The following is a 16130-nucleotide window of genomic DNA, read 5'->3' as shown; positions in this document are numbered from 1 at the left end:
CTTTCCCAGCCGTTGCCGCGACGGTGTCCTTCGCGCCGGCCGGGCGCGCAACGGTTCCTTAACGCAGATGCCTTTTTCCGACCTGGGACTGAGCGAGAAAGTCCTGAACGCCGTCGAAGCGGCGGGTTACACCGAGCCGACGCCGATCCAGGCCGAGGCCATCCCCCACGTGCTGGCGCGCCGCGACGTCCTCGGGATCGCCCAGACCGGCACCGGCAAGACCGCGGCCTTCACGCTCCCGATGCTGACGCTGCTGGAGAACGGCCGCGCCCGCGCGCGGATGCCGCGCACGCTGATCCTGGAGCCGACCCGCGAGCTGGCCGCCCAGGTGGTCGAGAATTTCGACCGCTACGGGACAAACCACAAGCTCAACGTGGCGCTGATCATCGGCGGCGTCTCCTTCGCCGATCAGGACGCCAAGCTGATGCGCGGCACCGACGTGCTGATCGCGACGCCTGGCCGCCTGCTCGACCATTTCGAGCGCGGCAAGCTGCTGCTCACCGGCGTCGAGCTCCTGGTCATCGACGAGGCCGACCGCATGCTCGACATGGGGTTCATCCCCGACATCGAGCGCATCGTGAAGATGGTGCCGTTCACCCGGCAGACGCTGTTCTTCTCGGCGACCATGCCGCCGGAGATCGAGCGGCTGGCGGACATGTTCCTGCACAACCCGCAGCGGGTCGAGGTGGCCCGGCCCGCCTCCACGGCGACCACGATCACCCAGCGGCTCGTCGCCACCGGCGCCGAGGGGCACGCCAAGCGCGAGCGCCTGCGCACCCTGATCCGCGGCGAGGGCGAGCTGAAGAACGGGATCATCTTCTGCAACCGCAAGCGCGACGTGGCGCTGCTGCAGAAGTCCCTGGTCAGCCACGGCTTCGACGCCGCGGCGCTCCACGGCGACATGGACCAGCGCGCCCGCACGACGGCCCTCGACGGGTTCCGCAACGGCGACACCGCCCTGCTGGTCGCCAGCGACGTGGCGGCGCGCGGTCTCGACATCCCGGCCGTCAGCCACGTCTTCAACTTCGACGTGCCGCATCACCCGGAGGATTACGTCCACCGGATCGGCCGCACCGGCCGCGCCGGCCGCAGCGGCACGGCCTACACGTTGGTCGCCCCCGACGACACGCGCTCCCTCGGCGCCATCGAGGCGCTGATCGGCCAGCCGATCCCCTGGCTGGACGGCGACCTGACCAGCGTGGCCGACGCGTCCGGCGATACCGGGACGCGCCACCGCGGCCGCGCGGGCGACGGGCGTCGGGGCGGCCGCTCCGCCAAGAGCGGTGGACGGAGCGGCGACAAGAGCGGCAGCGACAAGGGTGCCGACAAGGGCGCCGACAAGGCCGTCGTCGAGAAGAGTGCCCGGAGCGCGAGCGAGACCGAGGAGGTCCGCGAGCGTCCGACCCGGTCGCGCGGCGGCCGCGGCGCGGCGCGCGCGGAGAGCCGCCCGGACGATCGTCCCGAGAGCCGCTCTGAGAGCCGCCCCGAGAACCGTCCGGAGCCGCGCGCGTCGGGCCGCGCGTCAGGCCGCGGCGGCGAGTCCGCGCGCGAGGAGCGCGGGCGCCGGATCGACGCGGACGGAGACACGCCCGTCGGCCTCGGCTCGCACGTTCCTGCGTTCCTGCTTCGACCAGTCTTGGCGAAGAAGGATAAGTAACAGACGTCTGTTCCGGCTTAACTGTCCGGCTACCAGGCAGCCGTATATTGGCTCAGGGCAACGACGCAGGCGCGTCGGTCGCCCCGGACCGCGGGATACGGATGAGCCAGGAGACCTATTCGGATCGCGATCGCAGCTTCGCGTTGGCGAAGCGCAGCCACGACCTGATTCGCGACTACGGGCCCTCCGCGACGCCGCGCGCCTACGCCGTCTGGTACGCCTACGTCTCGGGGGAGCTGCCTCTCCTCGCCGACGCCGTGAAGCGTCTCACCACGCAGAACGGCTGCCTCACCGAGGGCGACATCGACGACCTGCACGAGACCTATCTCGACGGGCGCCGCCTCGCGAGCACCACCGACGACGTCAGCCGCATCGTCCTCAGCGAGATCGCGGCCGTCACCGAGATCCTGGACCTCTCCCTGGGCTCGACGGCGCAGTACAGCGAGTCGCTGCGCGCGGTCGCCCAGGACCTCTCCCAGGGCGTCCCGAGCCGGGCGCGGTTCGGCGAGATCGTCGCGACCCTGGCCGCCACGACGCGGGAGGTCGCCGCCAACAACCGGATCCTCGAAGCCCGCATGCGCGAGACCCGCAGCGAGATCGAGACCCTGCGCGAGAAGCTCGAGGCGACCCGGCGCGAGAGCCTGACCGACGCCCTGACGGGGCTCGCCAACCGCAAGCATTTCGAGGAGACGCTGAAAGCGTCGATGGAGACGGCCCGGGCGCGCAGCACGCCCATGAGCCTGATCATCCTCGACATCGACTTCTTCAAGCGATTCAACGACCTGTACGGTCACCTCACGGGCGATCAGGTCCTGCGGCTCGTGGCGATCGTGATGCGCGAGAACGCCGGCAAGCAGGCGCAGCTCGCCCGGTTCGGCGGCGAGGAGTTCGGCATCATCCTGCCCGGGGTCGACCGGACGGTGGCCAAGCAGGTGGCCGAGACGGTCCGCGCCAGCGTCATGGGGCGCGAGCTGGTCAAGCGCTCGACCGGCGAGTCGCTCGGCAAGGTCACCATCTCGCTGGGCGTGGCGGTGCTGCGCCCGGGCGACACGCCCGCCTCGCTGATGGAGCGGGCCGACCTGTGCATGTTCGCGGCGAAGCGCGCCGGCCGGAACCGCTTCCTGGACGACGCCGCCGAGTCGCTGATGCAGGTGGCCTAGAGCCGGCCCCGGCCGTGTCGCCGTCCGGCGACACGCGCCACCCGGGACGGCGGGCGCGGACCGGTCAGGCCTGCGCGGGCAGGCGGTCAGCCGAGACCGGCGTGATCGCCACCGACTCGCCGCAGCCGCAGGCCGAGGTCTGGTTCGGGTTGTTGAACACGAACTGCGAGGCCAGCTTGTTGGTGGTGAAGTCCATCTCGGTGCCGAGCAGGAACAGCACCGCCTTCGGGTCGACGAACACGCGCACGCCGCGATCCTCGACCACGTCCTCTCCGGGCTTGGCCGCCTCGGCGTATTCCATCGTGTAGGACATCCCGGCGCAACCGCCGTTCCGGACGCCGACGCGCAGCCCGGCGATCGGCCGGTCGGCCTCCGCCATGATCGCCTTGATCCGATCGGCGGCGCGATCGGTCAGCGAGAGAACCTTGAAACCAGCGGACATCGTCACCCTCCCGCCCATCCGGGTTCAAGGCCCGGGGACGCGCATTCCGACGCGTACAAGATAAGCATTGGCCCGGGGCCGGTCCACCGCGGCGGGGTCACACCGGCCCGGCATTCGCCGCGCGGGAGCGCCCTCAGGCGGCCTCGCCGGTCAGTCGCGCGAAGGTCCCGAGATCGACGTTGCCGCCGCTGATCACCACGCCGACGCGCTTGTTCGTCACGTCCACGAGGCCGCTCAGCACCGCCGCCGCCGCGAGGCAGCCGGTCGGCTCGACCACGAGCTTCATCCGGCCGGCGAAGAACCGCATGGTCTCGACGAGCTGCGCGTCGGTGACGGTGAGGATGTCGGACACCCGCGCGCGGATGATCGCGAAGGTCAGGTCGCCCAGCGCCATCGACTGCGCCCCGTCGGCGATGGTGCGGGGCACCGGGATCGTGACGATCCGGCCCTCGCGGAACGAACGCTGCCCGTCATTGCCCGCCTCCGGCTCGACGCCGATCACCCGGCAGCCCGGTGACAGCTCCGCGGCGGCGAGGGCGCAGCCCGCGAGCTGGCCGCCGCCGCCGAGGCAGGCCACCAGCACGTCGAGGGGACCGACCGTCTCGATCAGCTCCTGCGCCAGCGTCCCCTGCCCGGCGATGACGTCGGGATGGTTGAAGGGCGGGATCAGCGTCAGGCCGCGGGCCTCGGCGATCTCGCGGCCCAGGGCCTCGCGATCCTGGGTGTAGCGGTCGTACAGGACCACCTCGGCGCCGTAGCCGCGGGTGGCGGCGATCTTCGCCGCGGGGGCGTCGCCCGGCATGATGATCGTGGCGGGCGCTCCGAGCAGCCGGCTCGCCAGGGCGATCGCCTGGGCGTGGTTGCCCGAGGAGTAAGTGATGACCCCGCGGGTGCGGGCCGCCTCCGGCAGCGCGCTGATCGCGTTGTAGGCGCCGCGGAACTTGAAGGCGCCGGCCCGCTGCAGGTTCTCCGCCTTGAAGAACAGGCGGCCGCCGGTCATCGCGTCGGCCGTGCGGGAGGTCAGCACCGGGGTGCGGTGCGCGGCCCCGGCGATCCGCTCGGCGGCGCGGGCCACGTCCGCGAAGGTCGGAAGGCCGCCGGCGGCCGCGCCGGATCCGCCGTGCTGCGTGTCGTGCATGGTCGCCTGCATCGTTGCCTGCATCGTCGTCCGGGTACCATCCGCCCGGGGCCGCGCCGGAGCGAGGCCGGGGCGCAGCCCGTCATACGGGCCTTTCGACCCGCGCGCATCCCGCCGATCCACATGCGCAAGCGGAGCCATTCGCCACCTCGCCGCTTATACCCAGCGACAACTTGGCAGGAACGCTGGGGGGCGGCATCGCCATGGCAACAGAGATCACGCGCGCACCGGTGCGCCGCCCGCACGGCGGCAGGGCCTCGCCGTGAGCGCCCGCGACCGCGCTTCGGGCGACGCGGCGACCGAGGTCACCTTCCGGGGGCGCGGGCTGGCGCTGCGCACCGGCTCGCGCCTGATCCTGCTCGTCTGCCCGCTCTGCTCGCAGCGCAACGCGCGGCGGGGCGCTGAACGCGGCATCTGCGAGTGGTGCGCCTATGTGCCGTCGCCGGACCAGGCCGAGCCCGTGGATCGCGGGTGCTCCTGAGGCGCTGTCGCGTAAGACGCCGAAATCGCGATCTGGGATTGATTCTCAGCTAGGCACTATCTCCGGTTGCATATTGCGGTGCGGGTCCTCACTCTTCCGCCGGGGACCTGATGGGAGGGCACATGCAACCGTCCGAATGCTGCATCTTTCGGATGACCATCGCCTCCGTGATCGGCAGCTGCGTCACGCTCCTGCTCGTCCGGGGGCTCGATCCGCTCGTCGCCCTGCTGATGATCCCGATCGGCGGCAGCGTGGCGACGGTTCTGGTGATCCTGCTGTTCCAGGCCGTGAGCCTGACGCTCGCGGCGCGGACCGGTCCGCACTGACCGGCCGGTGGCGGCGCGGCTCGGATCCCTGTCCGACCCGCGCGCCGCGTCGGCCTCCGATCAGGTGTGGATCACCTTGCCGTAGGCGTCGAGCACGCTCTCGTGCATCATCTCGCTGAGCGTCGGGTGCGGGAACACCGTGTGCATCAGCTCCTCCTCGGTGCTCTCGAGGTTCATCGCCACCACGTAGCCCTGGATCAGCTCGGTCACCTCGGCGCCGACCATGTGGGCGCCGAGCAGCTGGCCGGTCTTGGCGTCGAACACGGTCTTGATCAGGCCGTCCGGCTCGCCGAGCGCGATCGCCTTGCCGTTGCCCGCGAAGGGGAACCGGCCGACCTTCACCGAGAAGCCCTGCTCCTTGGCCTTCGCCTCGGTGAGCCCGACGCTGGCGATCTGCGGTTGGCAGTAGGTGCAGCCCGGGATCTTGGCCTTGTCCATCGGGTGGGTGTGCAGGCCCTTGATGGTCTCGATGCAGATGACGCCCTCGTGCTCGGCCTTGTGGGCGAGCATCGGCGGCCCGGCGACGTCGCCGATCGCGTAGAGGCCGGGCACGTTGGTGCGGCCGAGCCCGTCCGTCACCACGATCCCGCGGTCGATCTTCACCCCGAGTTTCTCGAGGCCGATATTCTCGATGTTCCCGACGACGCCCACCGCCGAGATCAGCTTCTCCGCGGTGATCTGCTGGGTCTTGCCGTCGCCGCCCTCGATGGTGGCCGTGACGGAATCGGCGCCCTTCTCGACCTTGGTCACCTTGGCGCCGGTGAGGATCTTGATACCCTGCTTCTCGAAGCGCTTGCGGGCGAGGCCGGCAATCTCGGCATCCTCCACGGGCAGGATCTGCGGCAGCAGCTCCACCACGGTCACCTCGGCGCCCATGGTGCGGTAGAACGAGGCGAACTCGATGCCGATGGCGCCCGAGCCCATCACCAGCAGGCTCTTGGGCATCGCCTCGGGGACCATGGCCTCGTAGTAGGTCCAGATCAGCTTCTTGTCGGGCTCGATCCCCGGGATCGCGCGCGGACGCGCGCCGGTCGCCACGATGATGTGCTTGGCCTGGTAGGTGCCGGCGCCCTTGGCGCCCTTCGGCGCCTCGGCGCGCTTGGTCTCCTTCACGGTGACCTTGCCGGGCTGGTTGCCCTGCGCGGCGCTGTCGACCGAGGCCTCGCCCCAGATCACGTCGACCTTGTTCTTCTTGAGCAGCATGCCGACGCCGCCGTTGAGGCGGGAAGAGACGCCGCGGGACCGCTTCACGATCGCGGCGGTGTCGAACCCGACCTTGTCGGCCGTCAGCCCGTAATCACCGGGGTGCTGGAAATAATGAAAAATCTCGGCCGAGCGGAGCAGCGCCTTGGTGGGGATGCAGCCCCAGTTCAGGCAGATGCCGCCCAGGTGCTCGCGGTCGACCACGGCGGTCTTGAAGCCGAGCTGCGCCGCGCGGATCGCCGTGACGTAGCCGCCGGGCCCGGCGCCGATGATGAGGACGTCGTAGGTGTCGGACATTTACCTCTCCGCGAACGCCCCTCCCCCTGGTGGGGAGGGGGCTGGGGGTGGGGGTGGCTCCGCCTGGCCGGCTGAATCCGGAAGAGGCGCGTCGGATGCGGCAAGGGCCGCGTGGATCGTCTCGAGGACGGTATCGATCTCCCGCAGGACCGTGCGGTTCGGGAAACGCAGGACGCGGAAGCCTTCGGAGCAAAGATAGGTATCCCGGCGGGCATCGTAGGCCGTACTGGCCTCGAAGCCGTGCTGCTCCCCGTCGACCTCGACGATGAGCCGGGCGGTGAGGCAGCAGAAATCCGCCACGTAAGGGCCGAGGGCGACCTGCCTGCGGAAATGCGAGCCGTCCACCGGCAGGCGGTGACGCAGGTGCCACCAGAGCCGCTTCTCCGCCTCCGTGAGCGAGCGCCGCAGCGTCTTCGCGTTCGCGGTTGCTCTGGGCGAGGCTGATCTCCGGGGCTGCTGGCTCCAGGGCATGGGGCGGCAGGTCAATCGAACGTGGCCGATGGGGGCATGCTCATCGTGAGCATGGAGCACGGCACATCGCAGCAGGATCGGGTGTACTGACCGGTGCCTGTCACCTTCCCCCACCTCGACATTCTGCGACGCACTTTCCCCTCCCCCTTGTGGGGAGGGGTCAGGGGTGGGGGTGGTTCAGGATCGAGCGTCCCGGTGCCTCCTGCACCACCCCCACCTCCAACTCCTCCCCACAAGGGGGAGGAGAGGCCCTGCCTCACACCAGCATGCCCATCGGGTTCTCGATCAGCCCCTTGAAGGCCGAGACCAGTTCCGCGCCGAGCGCCCCGTCGAGCACCCGGTGGTCGCACGACAGGGTGCAGGTCATGACCTGGACCACGGCCGGCGCCCCGTCCTTCACGACCACGCGCTTCTCGCCCGCGCCCACCGCCAGGATGCTCGATTGCGGCGGGTTGATCACCGCGGTGAAGTGCTTGATCCCGAACATGCCGAGGTTCGACACCGAGGTGACGCCGCCCTGATACTCCTCGGGCTTCAGCTTCTTGGCGCGGGCGCGGGCGGCGAAATCCTTCATCTCGTTGGAGATGGTCGAGAGCGTCTTCTCGTCCGCCCGGCGGATCACCGGCGTGAACAGGCCGCCGTCGATCGCCACCGCGACGCCGACCTCGGCGTGCTTGAAGCGCAGGATCCGGTCCTCGGCCCAGACCGCGTTGGCGGCCGGAACGCGGGTCAGCGCGAGGCCCATCGCCTTGATGACGAAGTCGTTGACCGAGAGCTTGAAGGCGGGCTTACCGTCCTTGTCCTTGCCGGCCGAGCCGTTCAGCGTCTCTCGCAGCTTCATCAGCGCGTCGAGCTCGCAATCCACCGTCAGGTAGAAGTGCGGGGCGACCTGCATCGCCTCGGTGAGGCGCTTGGCGATGGTCTTGCGCATGCCATCGAGGGGCACATCCTCGTAGGCATCCTTGGCGAAGAAGCCCTTGACCTGGTCGGTCGTGAGGCCGGCCGGCGCGCCGCCCGCCGGGGCGGCCTTCGGGGCCGGTGCGGCCGCCTTCGGCGCCTCGGCGGCGGCCTGCGCGGCGGCGGGTGCCTTGGTGGCGCCGGAGGCCTTCGCAGCCTGGACGTCGCGGGCGATGATGCGGCCGTGCGGCCCGCTGCCTTGGACGGCGGCGAGATCGACGCCCTCCTGCTTGGCGATCCGGCGGGCGAGCGGCGAGGCAAACACGCGGCCGCCCGGGCCGGCCTGGGCGCCACCTTGCGGAGCGCCGCTCGGCTGCGCGCCCTCCGGTGCGGCGTTCACCCGCTCGTACGACATGTGGCCGCCGCCGGGCGTTGTGTTCTGCGATGCGGCCGACGCGTCGGCCTTGGGCTCAGGCTTGGATTCTGTCTTGGCCTCGCCGTTCGAGGCCGCCTTCGGCGCGCCGCCGGCCTGCACGCTCGACGGATCCTCGCCCTCGGCGGCGATGATGGCGATCAGGTCGTTGACCGGCACGTCCGCGGTGCCCTCGGGCACGAGGATCTTGGCGAGCACGCCCTCGTCGATGGCCTCCACCTCCATGGTGGCCTTGTCGGTCTCGATCTCGGCCAGCACGTCGCCGGACTTGATCGGATCGCCCTCCTTCTTCAGCCACTTGGCGAGGTTGCCCTTCTCCATGGTGGGGGAGAGCGCGGGCATCAGCACGTTGATCGGCATGGCATCAGGTCTCGGGCAAGGCCGGGGCGGCCGGATCGTCGAAGGGGAAGAGGTCGTCGAGGGGGAACGGGACGGCGTCGAAGGGCGGCAGGGCCACGGTTTCGCCGCGCTGGATCGTGGCGAGGAGCACCCAGCGCCCGTCCGCGAGGGCGAAGCCTTCGAGCACGCCCGCGGCCGGATCGAGCAGCCAGAGGTGGCCGATCCCGGCCTCGGCGTAGATACGGCGCTTCGGACCCCGGTCGAGGCTGGTCGTGGATGGCGAGAGGATCTCGCAGACCCAGTCGGGGGAAGTCTCGATATAGGCGCCCTCGGGCTCGGTGGGCATGCGTGTACGGCGCCAGCCCGCGAGGTCGGGCACCACAATCTGAGATCCGAGATGGAGTTCCGGCTCGATCAAGATAATCCAGCCTCCTGGACCGCCGCGTCCCCGGCTGAAGGTGAGATCGAGCTCACCCCCCAACCGCACAGCCGCGCCGGCATGCCGCGGCCTAGGCCGCGGATGCGTCTCCAGCACGCCGTCGATGATCTCGGCGACGAGATGCTCCGGGACCGCCTCCAGATCCGCGTAAGTCGCCTGCCGGACAGCCGCCTCAGCCATGGTCGGCCGCCATCGTCAGTTGAGGCCGCCGGGGTCGAGCCCCTCGGCCTCCCAGCCGGCGCGGATCCGCTCGACCGCCTCGTCCTCCGACATGTCGGTCTCCAGCGCGTAGGCGCGGGCGGCCTGGCGGGCGAGGTCGGCCAGCAGCCGGCCCCAGGTCGCCGGATCGTCGAAGGAGCGGCGCAGGGCGACGCTCACCGCGCCGTCGACCACGGCCGCGCGCAGCACCTCGATGCCGCCCTGCTCCAGGGCGTCGGGCGGGATGGCGAGTTCGGCGAAGTCGGTGCTGGGATCCTGGCTCATGGCGCGCCGGCTGTTCCTCGATCTGGCCGGGGCGGGCGACGGCGTCGCCCGCGCGCCCGTCACTTGTAGCAGACGCTCTTGGCGGCCTCGACGACCTCCGCCACCGTCGGCAGCGCCAGCTTCTCGAGGTTGGCCGCGTAGGGCATCGGCACGTCCTTGCCGGTGATGCGCAGGACCGGCGCGTCCAGGAAGTCGAAGGCGTCGACCATCAGGCGGGCCACGATCTCGGCGCCGATGCCGGATTGCGGGAAGCCCTCCTCCACGGTGATGCAGCGGCCGGTCTTCTTGACCGATTCCACCACCGTCGCGCTGTCCATCGGGCGGATCGTGCGCAGGTCGATCACCTCGGCCTCGATGCCCTGCTCGGCGAGCGCCTGCGCGGCCTTGAGCGCGTAGGTCATGCCGATGGCGAAGGACACGATGGTCACGTCGCTGCCCGTGCGGTGGATCTTCGCCTTGCCGATCGGAAGCACGAAGTCGTCGAGCTTCGGCACCGGGAAGGACTGCCCGTACAGGATCTCGTTCTCGAGGAAGATCACCGGGTTCGGGTCGCGGATCGCGGCCTTGAGCAGGCCCTTGGCGTCGGAGGCCGTGTAGGGTGCGATCACCTTCAGGCCCGGCACGTTGGAGTACCACGCGGAATAGTCGTGGCTGTGCTGGGCGGCGACGCGGGCGGCGGCGCCGTTGGGCCCGCGGAACACGATCGGGCAGCCGAGCTGGCCGCCGGACATGTAGAGGGTCTTGGCCGCCGAGTTGATGATGTGGTCGATCGCCTGCATGGCGAAGTTGAAGGTCATGAACTCGACGATCGGCTTCAGGCCGGCCAGCGCCGCGCCCACGCCGATGCCCGCGAAGCCGTGCTCGGTGATCGGGGTGTCGACGACGCGCTTCGGCCCGAACTCCTGCAGCAGGTTCTGGGTGACCTTGTAGGCGCCCTGGTACTCGGCGACCTCCTCGCCCATGACGAAGACGTCGCCGTCGCGGCGCATCTCCTCGGCCATGGCGTCGCGCAGGGCCTCGCGGACGGTCTGGGTGACCATCGGCGTGTCGGCCGGGAACTCCTCCATCACCGGCTCTTGGGCCTTGTTGGTGATGACGGCCGGCGCGGCCGGCGCCTTCGGGGCGTCGTCGCCGGTCTTGGCCGCGGGGGCGGCCTTGTCAGCCATGCCCTCGGCCTGCATGTCGGGGGTCGGGGCCGGGTGGCCGCCCGCGCCGTTGGGCTTGGCGCCGCCGCCGGACTGGACGCTCGCCGGATCCTCACCCTCGCCGGCGATGACGGCGATCGGCGTGTTGACCGCGACGCCCTCGGTGCCCTCGGCGATCAGGATCTTGGCGAGGATGCCCTCGTCGATGGCCTCCACCTCCATGGTGGCCTTGTCGGTCTCGATCTCGGCCAGCACGTCGCCGGACTTGATCGGGTCGCCCTCCTTCTTCAGCCACTTGGCGAGCTTGCCCTCCTCCATGGTGGGCGAGAGGGCGGGCATCAGGATGTCGGTCGCCATGCTCAGCTCTGCGGTCGTCTTTATCGTTAAGGGGCGGCCAGCTTTGTCGTGCGCGCTCAGGCGTGCGCTTCGAGCAGGATGTCGGTCCAGAGCTCGGACGGATCCGGCTCGGGGTCGTTGGTGGCGAACTCGGCCGAGGCGTTGACGACCTCGCGGACCTTGGCGTCGGTGGCCTTCAACTCGGCCTCGGGCACGGCGTGCAGCTCGAGCAGGCGCTTGCGCACCATCTCGATCGGGTCGTGCTCGTCGCGCATCTTCGAGACCTCGTCCTTGGTCCGGTACTTGGCCGGATCGGACATGGAGTGGCCGCGGTAGCGGTAGGTCTGCATCTCCAGGATGTACGGGCCCTGGCCGGTCCGGGCGTGCTCGATCGCCCGGGTCGCGGCCTCGCGCACCGTGCGGACGTCCATGCCGTCGACCTGCTCGCCGGGGATGCCGAAGGAGAGGCCGCGCTTCGAGAAGTCCGTCTGGGCCGAGGCGCGGGCCACCGAGGTGCCCATGGCGTAGCGGTTGTTCTCGATCACGTAGACGACCGGCAGCTTCCAGAGCGCCGCCATGTTGAAGCTCTCGTAGACCTGGCCCTGGTTGGCGGCGCCGTCGCCCATGTAGGTCAGGCTGACCTTGCCGTTCTCCCGGTAATGGTCGGCGAAGGCGAGGCCGGTGCCGAGCGAGACCTGCGCGCCGACGATGCCGTGGCCGCCGAAGAACTGCTTCTCGCGGCTGAACATGTGCATCGAGCCGCCCTTGCCGCGGCTGTAGCCGCCGCGGCGGCCGGTCAGCTCGGCCATGACGCCCTTCGGGTCCATGCCGCAGGCGAGCATGTGGCCGTGGTCGCGGTAGCCGGTGATGACCTGGTCGCCCTCGACCGAGGCCATCTGCATGCCGATCACCACGGCCTCCTGGCCGATGTAGAGGTGGCAGAAGCCGCCGATCAGGCCCATGCCGTAGAGCTGGCCGGCCTTCTCCTCGAAGCGCCGGATCAGCAGCATCTCGTGATAGGCGTGGAGATCCTCGTCCCGCGTGAACTGGGGCATGTTCGGCGCGGGGCGATGCGCCTCGGCGGCCTGAGGGCTCGCGGCCTGCACCGGCGCGGACGACGCGTCCTTGGCGGGCTCTTTGGCAGGCTCCTTGGCGGCGTCCATCGGCGCTCTCCCCGTGATTCCACGCGACTTCGTGGGGGTGTAGGACAGCGACGATTGGAAAGCGAGGGCTGCCGCTCTGACAGGAAGCCGCTCTTGTCAGAGGACTTTCGGGACTAGGGAAAACGATCCCCTGGACTTCCGCGGGACGATCGCGGGACCTCCCGCGGACCTGTCAGGGCGTGATGATGACCACGTCGTTGGCGTGGACCCGGCCCAGGACGATCCGGGCGCGCTCCTCAAGGAGGTCGCGGTCGATCTGGTCGCTCTTGAGCAGGTTCACCCGGTGCTCCCAGACGGCGCGCTCGGCCTTCACGGCGGCGAGTTCCTGGCTGAGGCCGTAGGCGCGGATCTTCAGGGCCTTCTTGGCCTCGAGGCCACGGTTGCCACTCTCGGCCTGCCACACGAAATAGCCGACCACGAGCGCCGACAGGGTCCAGAGACCCAGCGGCAACACGACCATTCTGACTCGGCGGCGCACGACCATGGCGCGACCCTCGCGCGGAAAGGTTAACGGTTCTTTTCGACCGCGCCGCGGTCGGGGCAGGACCGCGACGGGGCCGGACCGCGGCCGGGACGAACAGGGGCGAGCCTGAGGCATGGACCTGACGCATCTGGGACGCTGGATCGCCGCGCACGCCACGGCGACCGACGACCACGACACCCTGCTCTCGGGCTTCTGCGAGTCGCTGGTCGAGGCCGGCCTCCCCGTCTGGCGGGTCAGCGTCATGGCGCCGGCCTTGGACCCGACGCTGCGCGGCGTCAGCCTCAACTGGCACGCGGGCGAGGGCATGTCCTTCGTCGCCAACGCCCACGGCGCCGACGAGGAGAGCGACTGGCTCCTGAGCCCCGTCTACGCCCTCGTGGAGACGGGCGAGACCTTCGGCCGCTGGCGCCTCGACGCGCCCGGGCTGGCGGTGGACTTCCCGGTCCTGAAGGCCCTCGGGGCGCAGGGCGGCGTCGACTACGTGCTGCACATCGCCGAGTTCGCTCCCGGCACCGCGCTGCGGGGCATCGCGGTCTCGTTCTGCACCCGCGCCGCCGCCGGCTTCACCGAGGCGGACCTCGCGGCGATCGCCGGCGTCCTGCCGTTCCTGACGCTGGCGATGGCCAAGATGGGCCTCGCCCACACGTTCCGGGAAGTCTCGGCCACCTATCTCGGCCGGTCGACCGCCGAGCGCATCCTCGACGGTCAGATCCGGAGGGGCGAGGGGCGGGCCGTGCCGGCGGCGATCCTGCTGACCGACCTGCGCGGCTTCACGGCCCTGGCCGACCGGGTGGATCCGGCCGACATGGTCACGTGGCTCAACGAGCATTTCGACGCCCTCGGCGACCCGGTGGCGCGGCACGGCGGCGAGATCCTGAAATTCCTCGGGGACGGTTTCCTGGCGATCTTCCCGGTCCCGGACGCCGACACCCTCCCCTGCCCGGTCTGCGGTGCGGCGCTCGACGCCGCGATCGAGGGCCTCGCCGCCAACGCGGCGCTCAACGCCCGCCGCCGCGCCGCGGGGCTGCCGGAGCTGCCGGCCGAGGGCGTCGTGCATTTCGGGACGGTGATGTACGGCAATGTCGGGACCGAGCGGCGCCTCGACTTCACGATCATCGGACGGGCGGTCAACGAGGCGAGCCGGATCGAGAGCCAGTGCGCCGCCCTCGGCCACGACCTCCTCGTGTCGGACTCCTTCGCCGAGCGGTGCGCCCGGCGGCTGGAGCCGGTCGGGACGATCGAGTTGCGGGGCCTGTCGCGGCCGATGCGGGTCTGGACCGTGCCGGGGGAGTCGTCCGGTGCGGTGATGACCTGAGGCGAGCGCCGTCTTCCGGGCTCGCCTGCGGCGCCCCGGAACAAGGTGGGAGGCGCCGCGCCGACGTCGTCAGAACAGCGCGCAGCTCCGCTGGAGCACCAGCCCGACCGCGCCCTGCACGAAGCGGCGCCGGTAGGCCTCCCGGATCTCACGCAGGGCCGCGACCGCCTCGGGCGTCGGTTCGGTGACGATCAGGACGATGCGGGCGGCCTCGCGGACGATGCGTCCGTCCGGCCCGCGCCACTGGCCCCGGCCGGCGAACACGGTCAGCCCGTCCGGGAACCGCGGGGTGATCCACTCGGCCAGGAACCGGTCGAAGGCCGCCCCCGAGACGCGGCCGCCGTCCGGCCGCGACAGGCCGAACAGCAGCTGCGCGCTGAGCGTCGGGCGGGCACCGTCGCAGAGCGGGTCCGCGCGGGCGGGGCCGGCCGCCCCGACACCGAGCAGGCCGGCCAGCAGGATCTTACCGATCAGCGGCGGGCGAGCTGCTTGAGCGCCGACGGGCCGGCGTAGAGTGCCTGCGGGCCCAGGCCCTCCTCGATGCGGATCAGCTGGTTGTACTTGGCCAGTCTGTCCGAGCGGGCGAGCGAGCCGGTCTTGATCTGCCCGCAATTGGTGGCCACCGCGAGATCCGCGATGGTCGAGTCCTCGGTCTCGCCCGAGCGGTGCGACATCACCGCGGTGTAGCCGGCGCGCTGGGCCATATCGACGGCCGCCAGGGTCTCGGTGAGCGAGCCGATCTGGTTCACCTTGATCAGGATCGAGTTGGCCGTGCCCTCGGCGATGCCGCGGGACAGGCGCTCGACGTTGGTGACGAACAGGTCGTCGCCCACGAGCTGGCAGCGGTCGCCGATCTTGTCGGTGAGGAGCTTCCAGCCGGCCCAGTCATCCTCCGACATGCCGTCCTCGATCGAGACGATCGGGTAGGTGGCGACGAGCTGCGCGAGGTAGTCGACCTGCGCCTCGATGGTGCGGGTCTTGCCCTCGCCCTCGTACGCGTAGGCGCCGTCCTTGAAGAACTCGGTGGCGGCGCAGTCGAGGGCGAGCGCCATGTCCTGGCCCGGCTTGAAGCCGGCGGCGCTGATCGCGTCCATCACGAAATCGAGGGCGGCCTCGGCGGACGGCAGGTTCGGGGCGAAGCCGCCCTCGTCGCCGACATTGGTGTTGTGGCCGGCCTTCTTCAGCTTGCCCTTGAGGGTGTGGAACACCTCGGAGCCCATGCGCACGGCCTCGGCGAGCGAATCGGCGCCCACCGGCATGATCATGAATTCCTGGAAGTCGATCGGGTTGTCGGCGTGCGCGCCGCCGTTGATGATGTTCATCATCGGCACCGGCAGGACCCGGCCCTGCACGCCGCCGACGTAGCGGTAGAGCGGCAGGCCCGAGGCCTCGGCCGCGGCCTTGGCCACCGCCAGCGACACGCCGAGGATCGCGTTGGCGCCGAGGCGGGCCTTGTTGGGCGTGCCGTCGAGCTCGATCATCGCCTCGTCGACCGCGACTTGGTCCTCGGCCTCCATGCCGCCGATCGCGTCGAGGATCTCGGTCTGGGCCGCCTCGACCGCCTTCAGCACGCCCTTGCCGAGGAAGCGGTTCTTGTCGCCGTCGCGCAGCTCCACCGCTTCGTGGGCGCCGGTGGAGGCTCCCGACGGCACCGCGGCGCGGCCGAAGGAGCCGTCCTCCAGGATGACGTCGACCTCGACCGTGGGGTTGCCGCGGCTGTCGAGGATCTCGCGGGCGCTGATATTGGTGATCGCGGTCATGGAACGTCCTCTCGCGGGGGCCGCGGGTCGGCGACCGCGCCCCAATCGGAGGGTGCGGCGCATCGCGGCGGCTTATCCGTCAAGCCGCGGCCGGCGGCAAGCGCCGGGACGGACGGCGCACAGCCCACACTTGTCGGGAAAGCGTCGCGGATCAGGCGGAT

17 protein-coding genes are annotated in these 16130 nt (G+C 70.6%); 5 read left to right on the top strand and 12 right to left on the bottom strand.

Features of this window, described 5'->3' with window-relative positions; genetic code table 11:
* Positions 1 to 67: 67 nt before the first annotated feature.
* Positions 68 to 1657 (top strand): DEAD/DEAH box helicase, encoded by a 1590-nt coding sequence (locus ACLBX8_RS20015; RefSeq protein ID WP_447700639.1) that lies wholly within the window; start codon positions 68 to 70, stop codon positions 1655 to 1657.
* A 101-nt stretch (positions 1658 to 1758) separates the two neighbouring features.
* Positions 1759 to 2817, top strand: coding sequence for a GGDEF domain-containing protein (locus ACLBX8_RS20010; RefSeq protein ID WP_020095327.1), 1059 nt, complete (start codon positions 1759 to 1761; stop codon positions 2815 to 2817).
* Between the two features lie 64 nt (positions 2818 to 2881).
* Here ACLBX8_RS20010 and ACLBX8_RS20005 read toward each other — a convergent pair whose 3' ends face one another.
* Both ACLBX8_RS20005 and ACLBX8_RS20000 read right to left on the bottom strand, forming a co-directional pair.
* Positions 2882 to 3259, bottom strand: coding sequence for a HesB/IscA family protein (locus ACLBX8_RS20005; RefSeq protein ID WP_012317999.1), 378 nt, complete (start codon positions 3257 to 3259; stop codon positions 2882 to 2884).
* 133 nt (positions 3260 to 3392) lie between these two features.
* On the bottom strand, positions 3393 to 4409 hold the full coding sequence (locus ACLBX8_RS20000; RefSeq protein ID WP_447715654.1) for a threo-3-hydroxy-L-aspartate ammonia-lyase: 1017 nt from the start codon (positions 4407 to 4409) through the stop codon (positions 3393 to 3395).
* A gap of 250 nt (positions 4410 to 4659) precedes the next feature.
* On the opposite strand from ACLBX8_RS20000, the gene ACLBX8_RS19995 reads away from it, so the two are divergent.
* Together ACLBX8_RS19995 and ACLBX8_RS19990 are read left to right on the top strand one after the other, a co-directional pair.
* On the top strand, positions 4660 to 4878 hold the full coding sequence (locus tag ACLBX8_RS19995) for a hypothetical protein (protein WP_020095325.1): 219 nt from the start codon (positions 4660 to 4662) through the stop codon (positions 4876 to 4878).
* Positions 4879 to 5000: 122 nt separating this feature from the next.
* The gene (locus tag ACLBX8_RS19990; protein ID WP_091928197.1) at positions 5001 to 5204 is read left to right on the top strand and encodes a hypothetical protein; all 204 of its coding nucleotides are present in this window, start codon (positions 5001 to 5003) and stop codon (positions 5202 to 5204) included.
* Between the two features lie 60 nt (positions 5205 to 5264).
* On the opposite strand, the gene lpdA is transcribed toward ACLBX8_RS19990, so the two are convergent.
* The 8 genes from lpdA to ACLBX8_RS19950 form a co-directional block, all read right to left on the bottom strand.
* The gene (lpdA, locus tag ACLBX8_RS19985) at positions 5265 to 6704 is read right to left on the bottom strand and encodes a dihydrolipoyl dehydrogenase (RefSeq protein ID WP_447715653.1); all 1440 of its coding nucleotides are present in this window, start codon (positions 6702 to 6704) and stop codon (positions 5265 to 5267) included.
* Entirely contained in the window at positions 6705 to 7175 is a 471-nt protein-coding gene (locus ACLBX8_RS19980) for an endonuclease domain-containing protein (protein WP_447700634.1), read from the bottom strand.
* 256 nt (positions 7176 to 7431) lie between these two features.
* Positions 7432 to 8865 (bottom strand): pyruvate dehydrogenase complex dihydrolipoamide acetyltransferase, encoded by a 1434-nt coding sequence (locus tag ACLBX8_RS19975; RefSeq protein ID WP_447715652.1) that lies wholly within the window; start codon positions 8863 to 8865, stop codon positions 7432 to 7434.
* A gap of 4 nt (positions 8866 to 8869) precedes the next feature.
* Positions 8870 to 9463 (bottom strand): Uma2 family endonuclease, encoded by a 594-nt coding sequence (locus tag ACLBX8_RS19970; protein WP_447715651.1) that lies wholly within the window; start codon positions 9461 to 9463, stop codon positions 8870 to 8872.
* 15 nt (positions 9464 to 9478) lie between these two features.
* Positions 9479 to 9766: a DUF5076 domain-containing protein gene (locus ACLBX8_RS19965; protein ID WP_020095319.1), complete on the bottom strand. Its 288-nt coding sequence runs from the start codon at positions 9764 to 9766 to the stop codon at positions 9479 to 9481.
* A 59-nt stretch (positions 9767 to 9825) separates the two neighbouring features.
* Complete coding sequence (locus ACLBX8_RS19960) at positions 9826 to 11268, bottom strand: pyruvate dehydrogenase complex E1 component subunit beta (protein ID WP_100253252.1); 1443 nt, start codon at positions 11266 to 11268, stop codon at positions 9826 to 9828.
* Between the two features lie 56 nt (positions 11269 to 11324).
* Positions 11325 to 12410: a pyruvate dehydrogenase (acetyl-transferring) E1 component subunit alpha gene (gene pdhA, locus ACLBX8_RS19955; RefSeq protein ID WP_020095317.1), complete on the bottom strand. Its 1086-nt coding sequence runs from the start codon at positions 12408 to 12410 to the stop codon at positions 11325 to 11327.
* A 172-nt stretch (positions 12411 to 12582) separates the two neighbouring features.
* Entirely contained in the window at positions 12583 to 12894 is a 312-nt protein-coding gene (locus ACLBX8_RS19950; protein ID WP_012317989.1) for an FtsB family cell division protein, read from the bottom strand.
* 112 nt (positions 12895 to 13006) lie between these two features.
* Between ACLBX8_RS19950 and ACLBX8_RS19945 the strand changes: the two genes are divergently transcribed.
* A complete protein-coding gene (locus tag ACLBX8_RS19945; protein WP_447700631.1) occupies positions 13007 to 14209 on the top strand; it encodes an adenylate/guanylate cyclase domain-containing protein in 1203 nt (400 codons plus the stop codon).
* A 69-nt stretch (positions 14210 to 14278) separates the two neighbouring features.
* Here the strand turns inward: ACLBX8_RS19945 and ACLBX8_RS19940 are convergent, their stop codons facing one another.
* Together ACLBX8_RS19940 and eno are read right to left on the bottom strand one after the other, a co-directional pair.
* The gene (locus tag ACLBX8_RS19940; protein ID WP_280142487.1) at positions 14279 to 14575 is read right to left on the bottom strand and encodes a DUF3574 domain-containing protein; all 297 of its coding nucleotides are present in this window, start codon (positions 14573 to 14575) and stop codon (positions 14279 to 14281) included.
* Between the two features lie 104 nt (positions 14576 to 14679).
* Positions 14680 to 15969 carry a phosphopyruvate hydratase gene (gene eno, locus ACLBX8_RS19935; protein WP_012317987.1) on the bottom strand — a complete coding sequence of 430 codons (1290 nt, stop codon included), beginning with the start codon at positions 15967 to 15969 and terminating at the stop codon, positions 14680 to 14682.
* Positions 15970 to 16130 lie beyond the last annotated feature (161 nt).

It is taken from the genome of Methylobacterium sp. D48H, from assembly GCF_053345715.1.
This window is presented reverse-complemented; position numbering and strand designations above follow the sequence as displayed.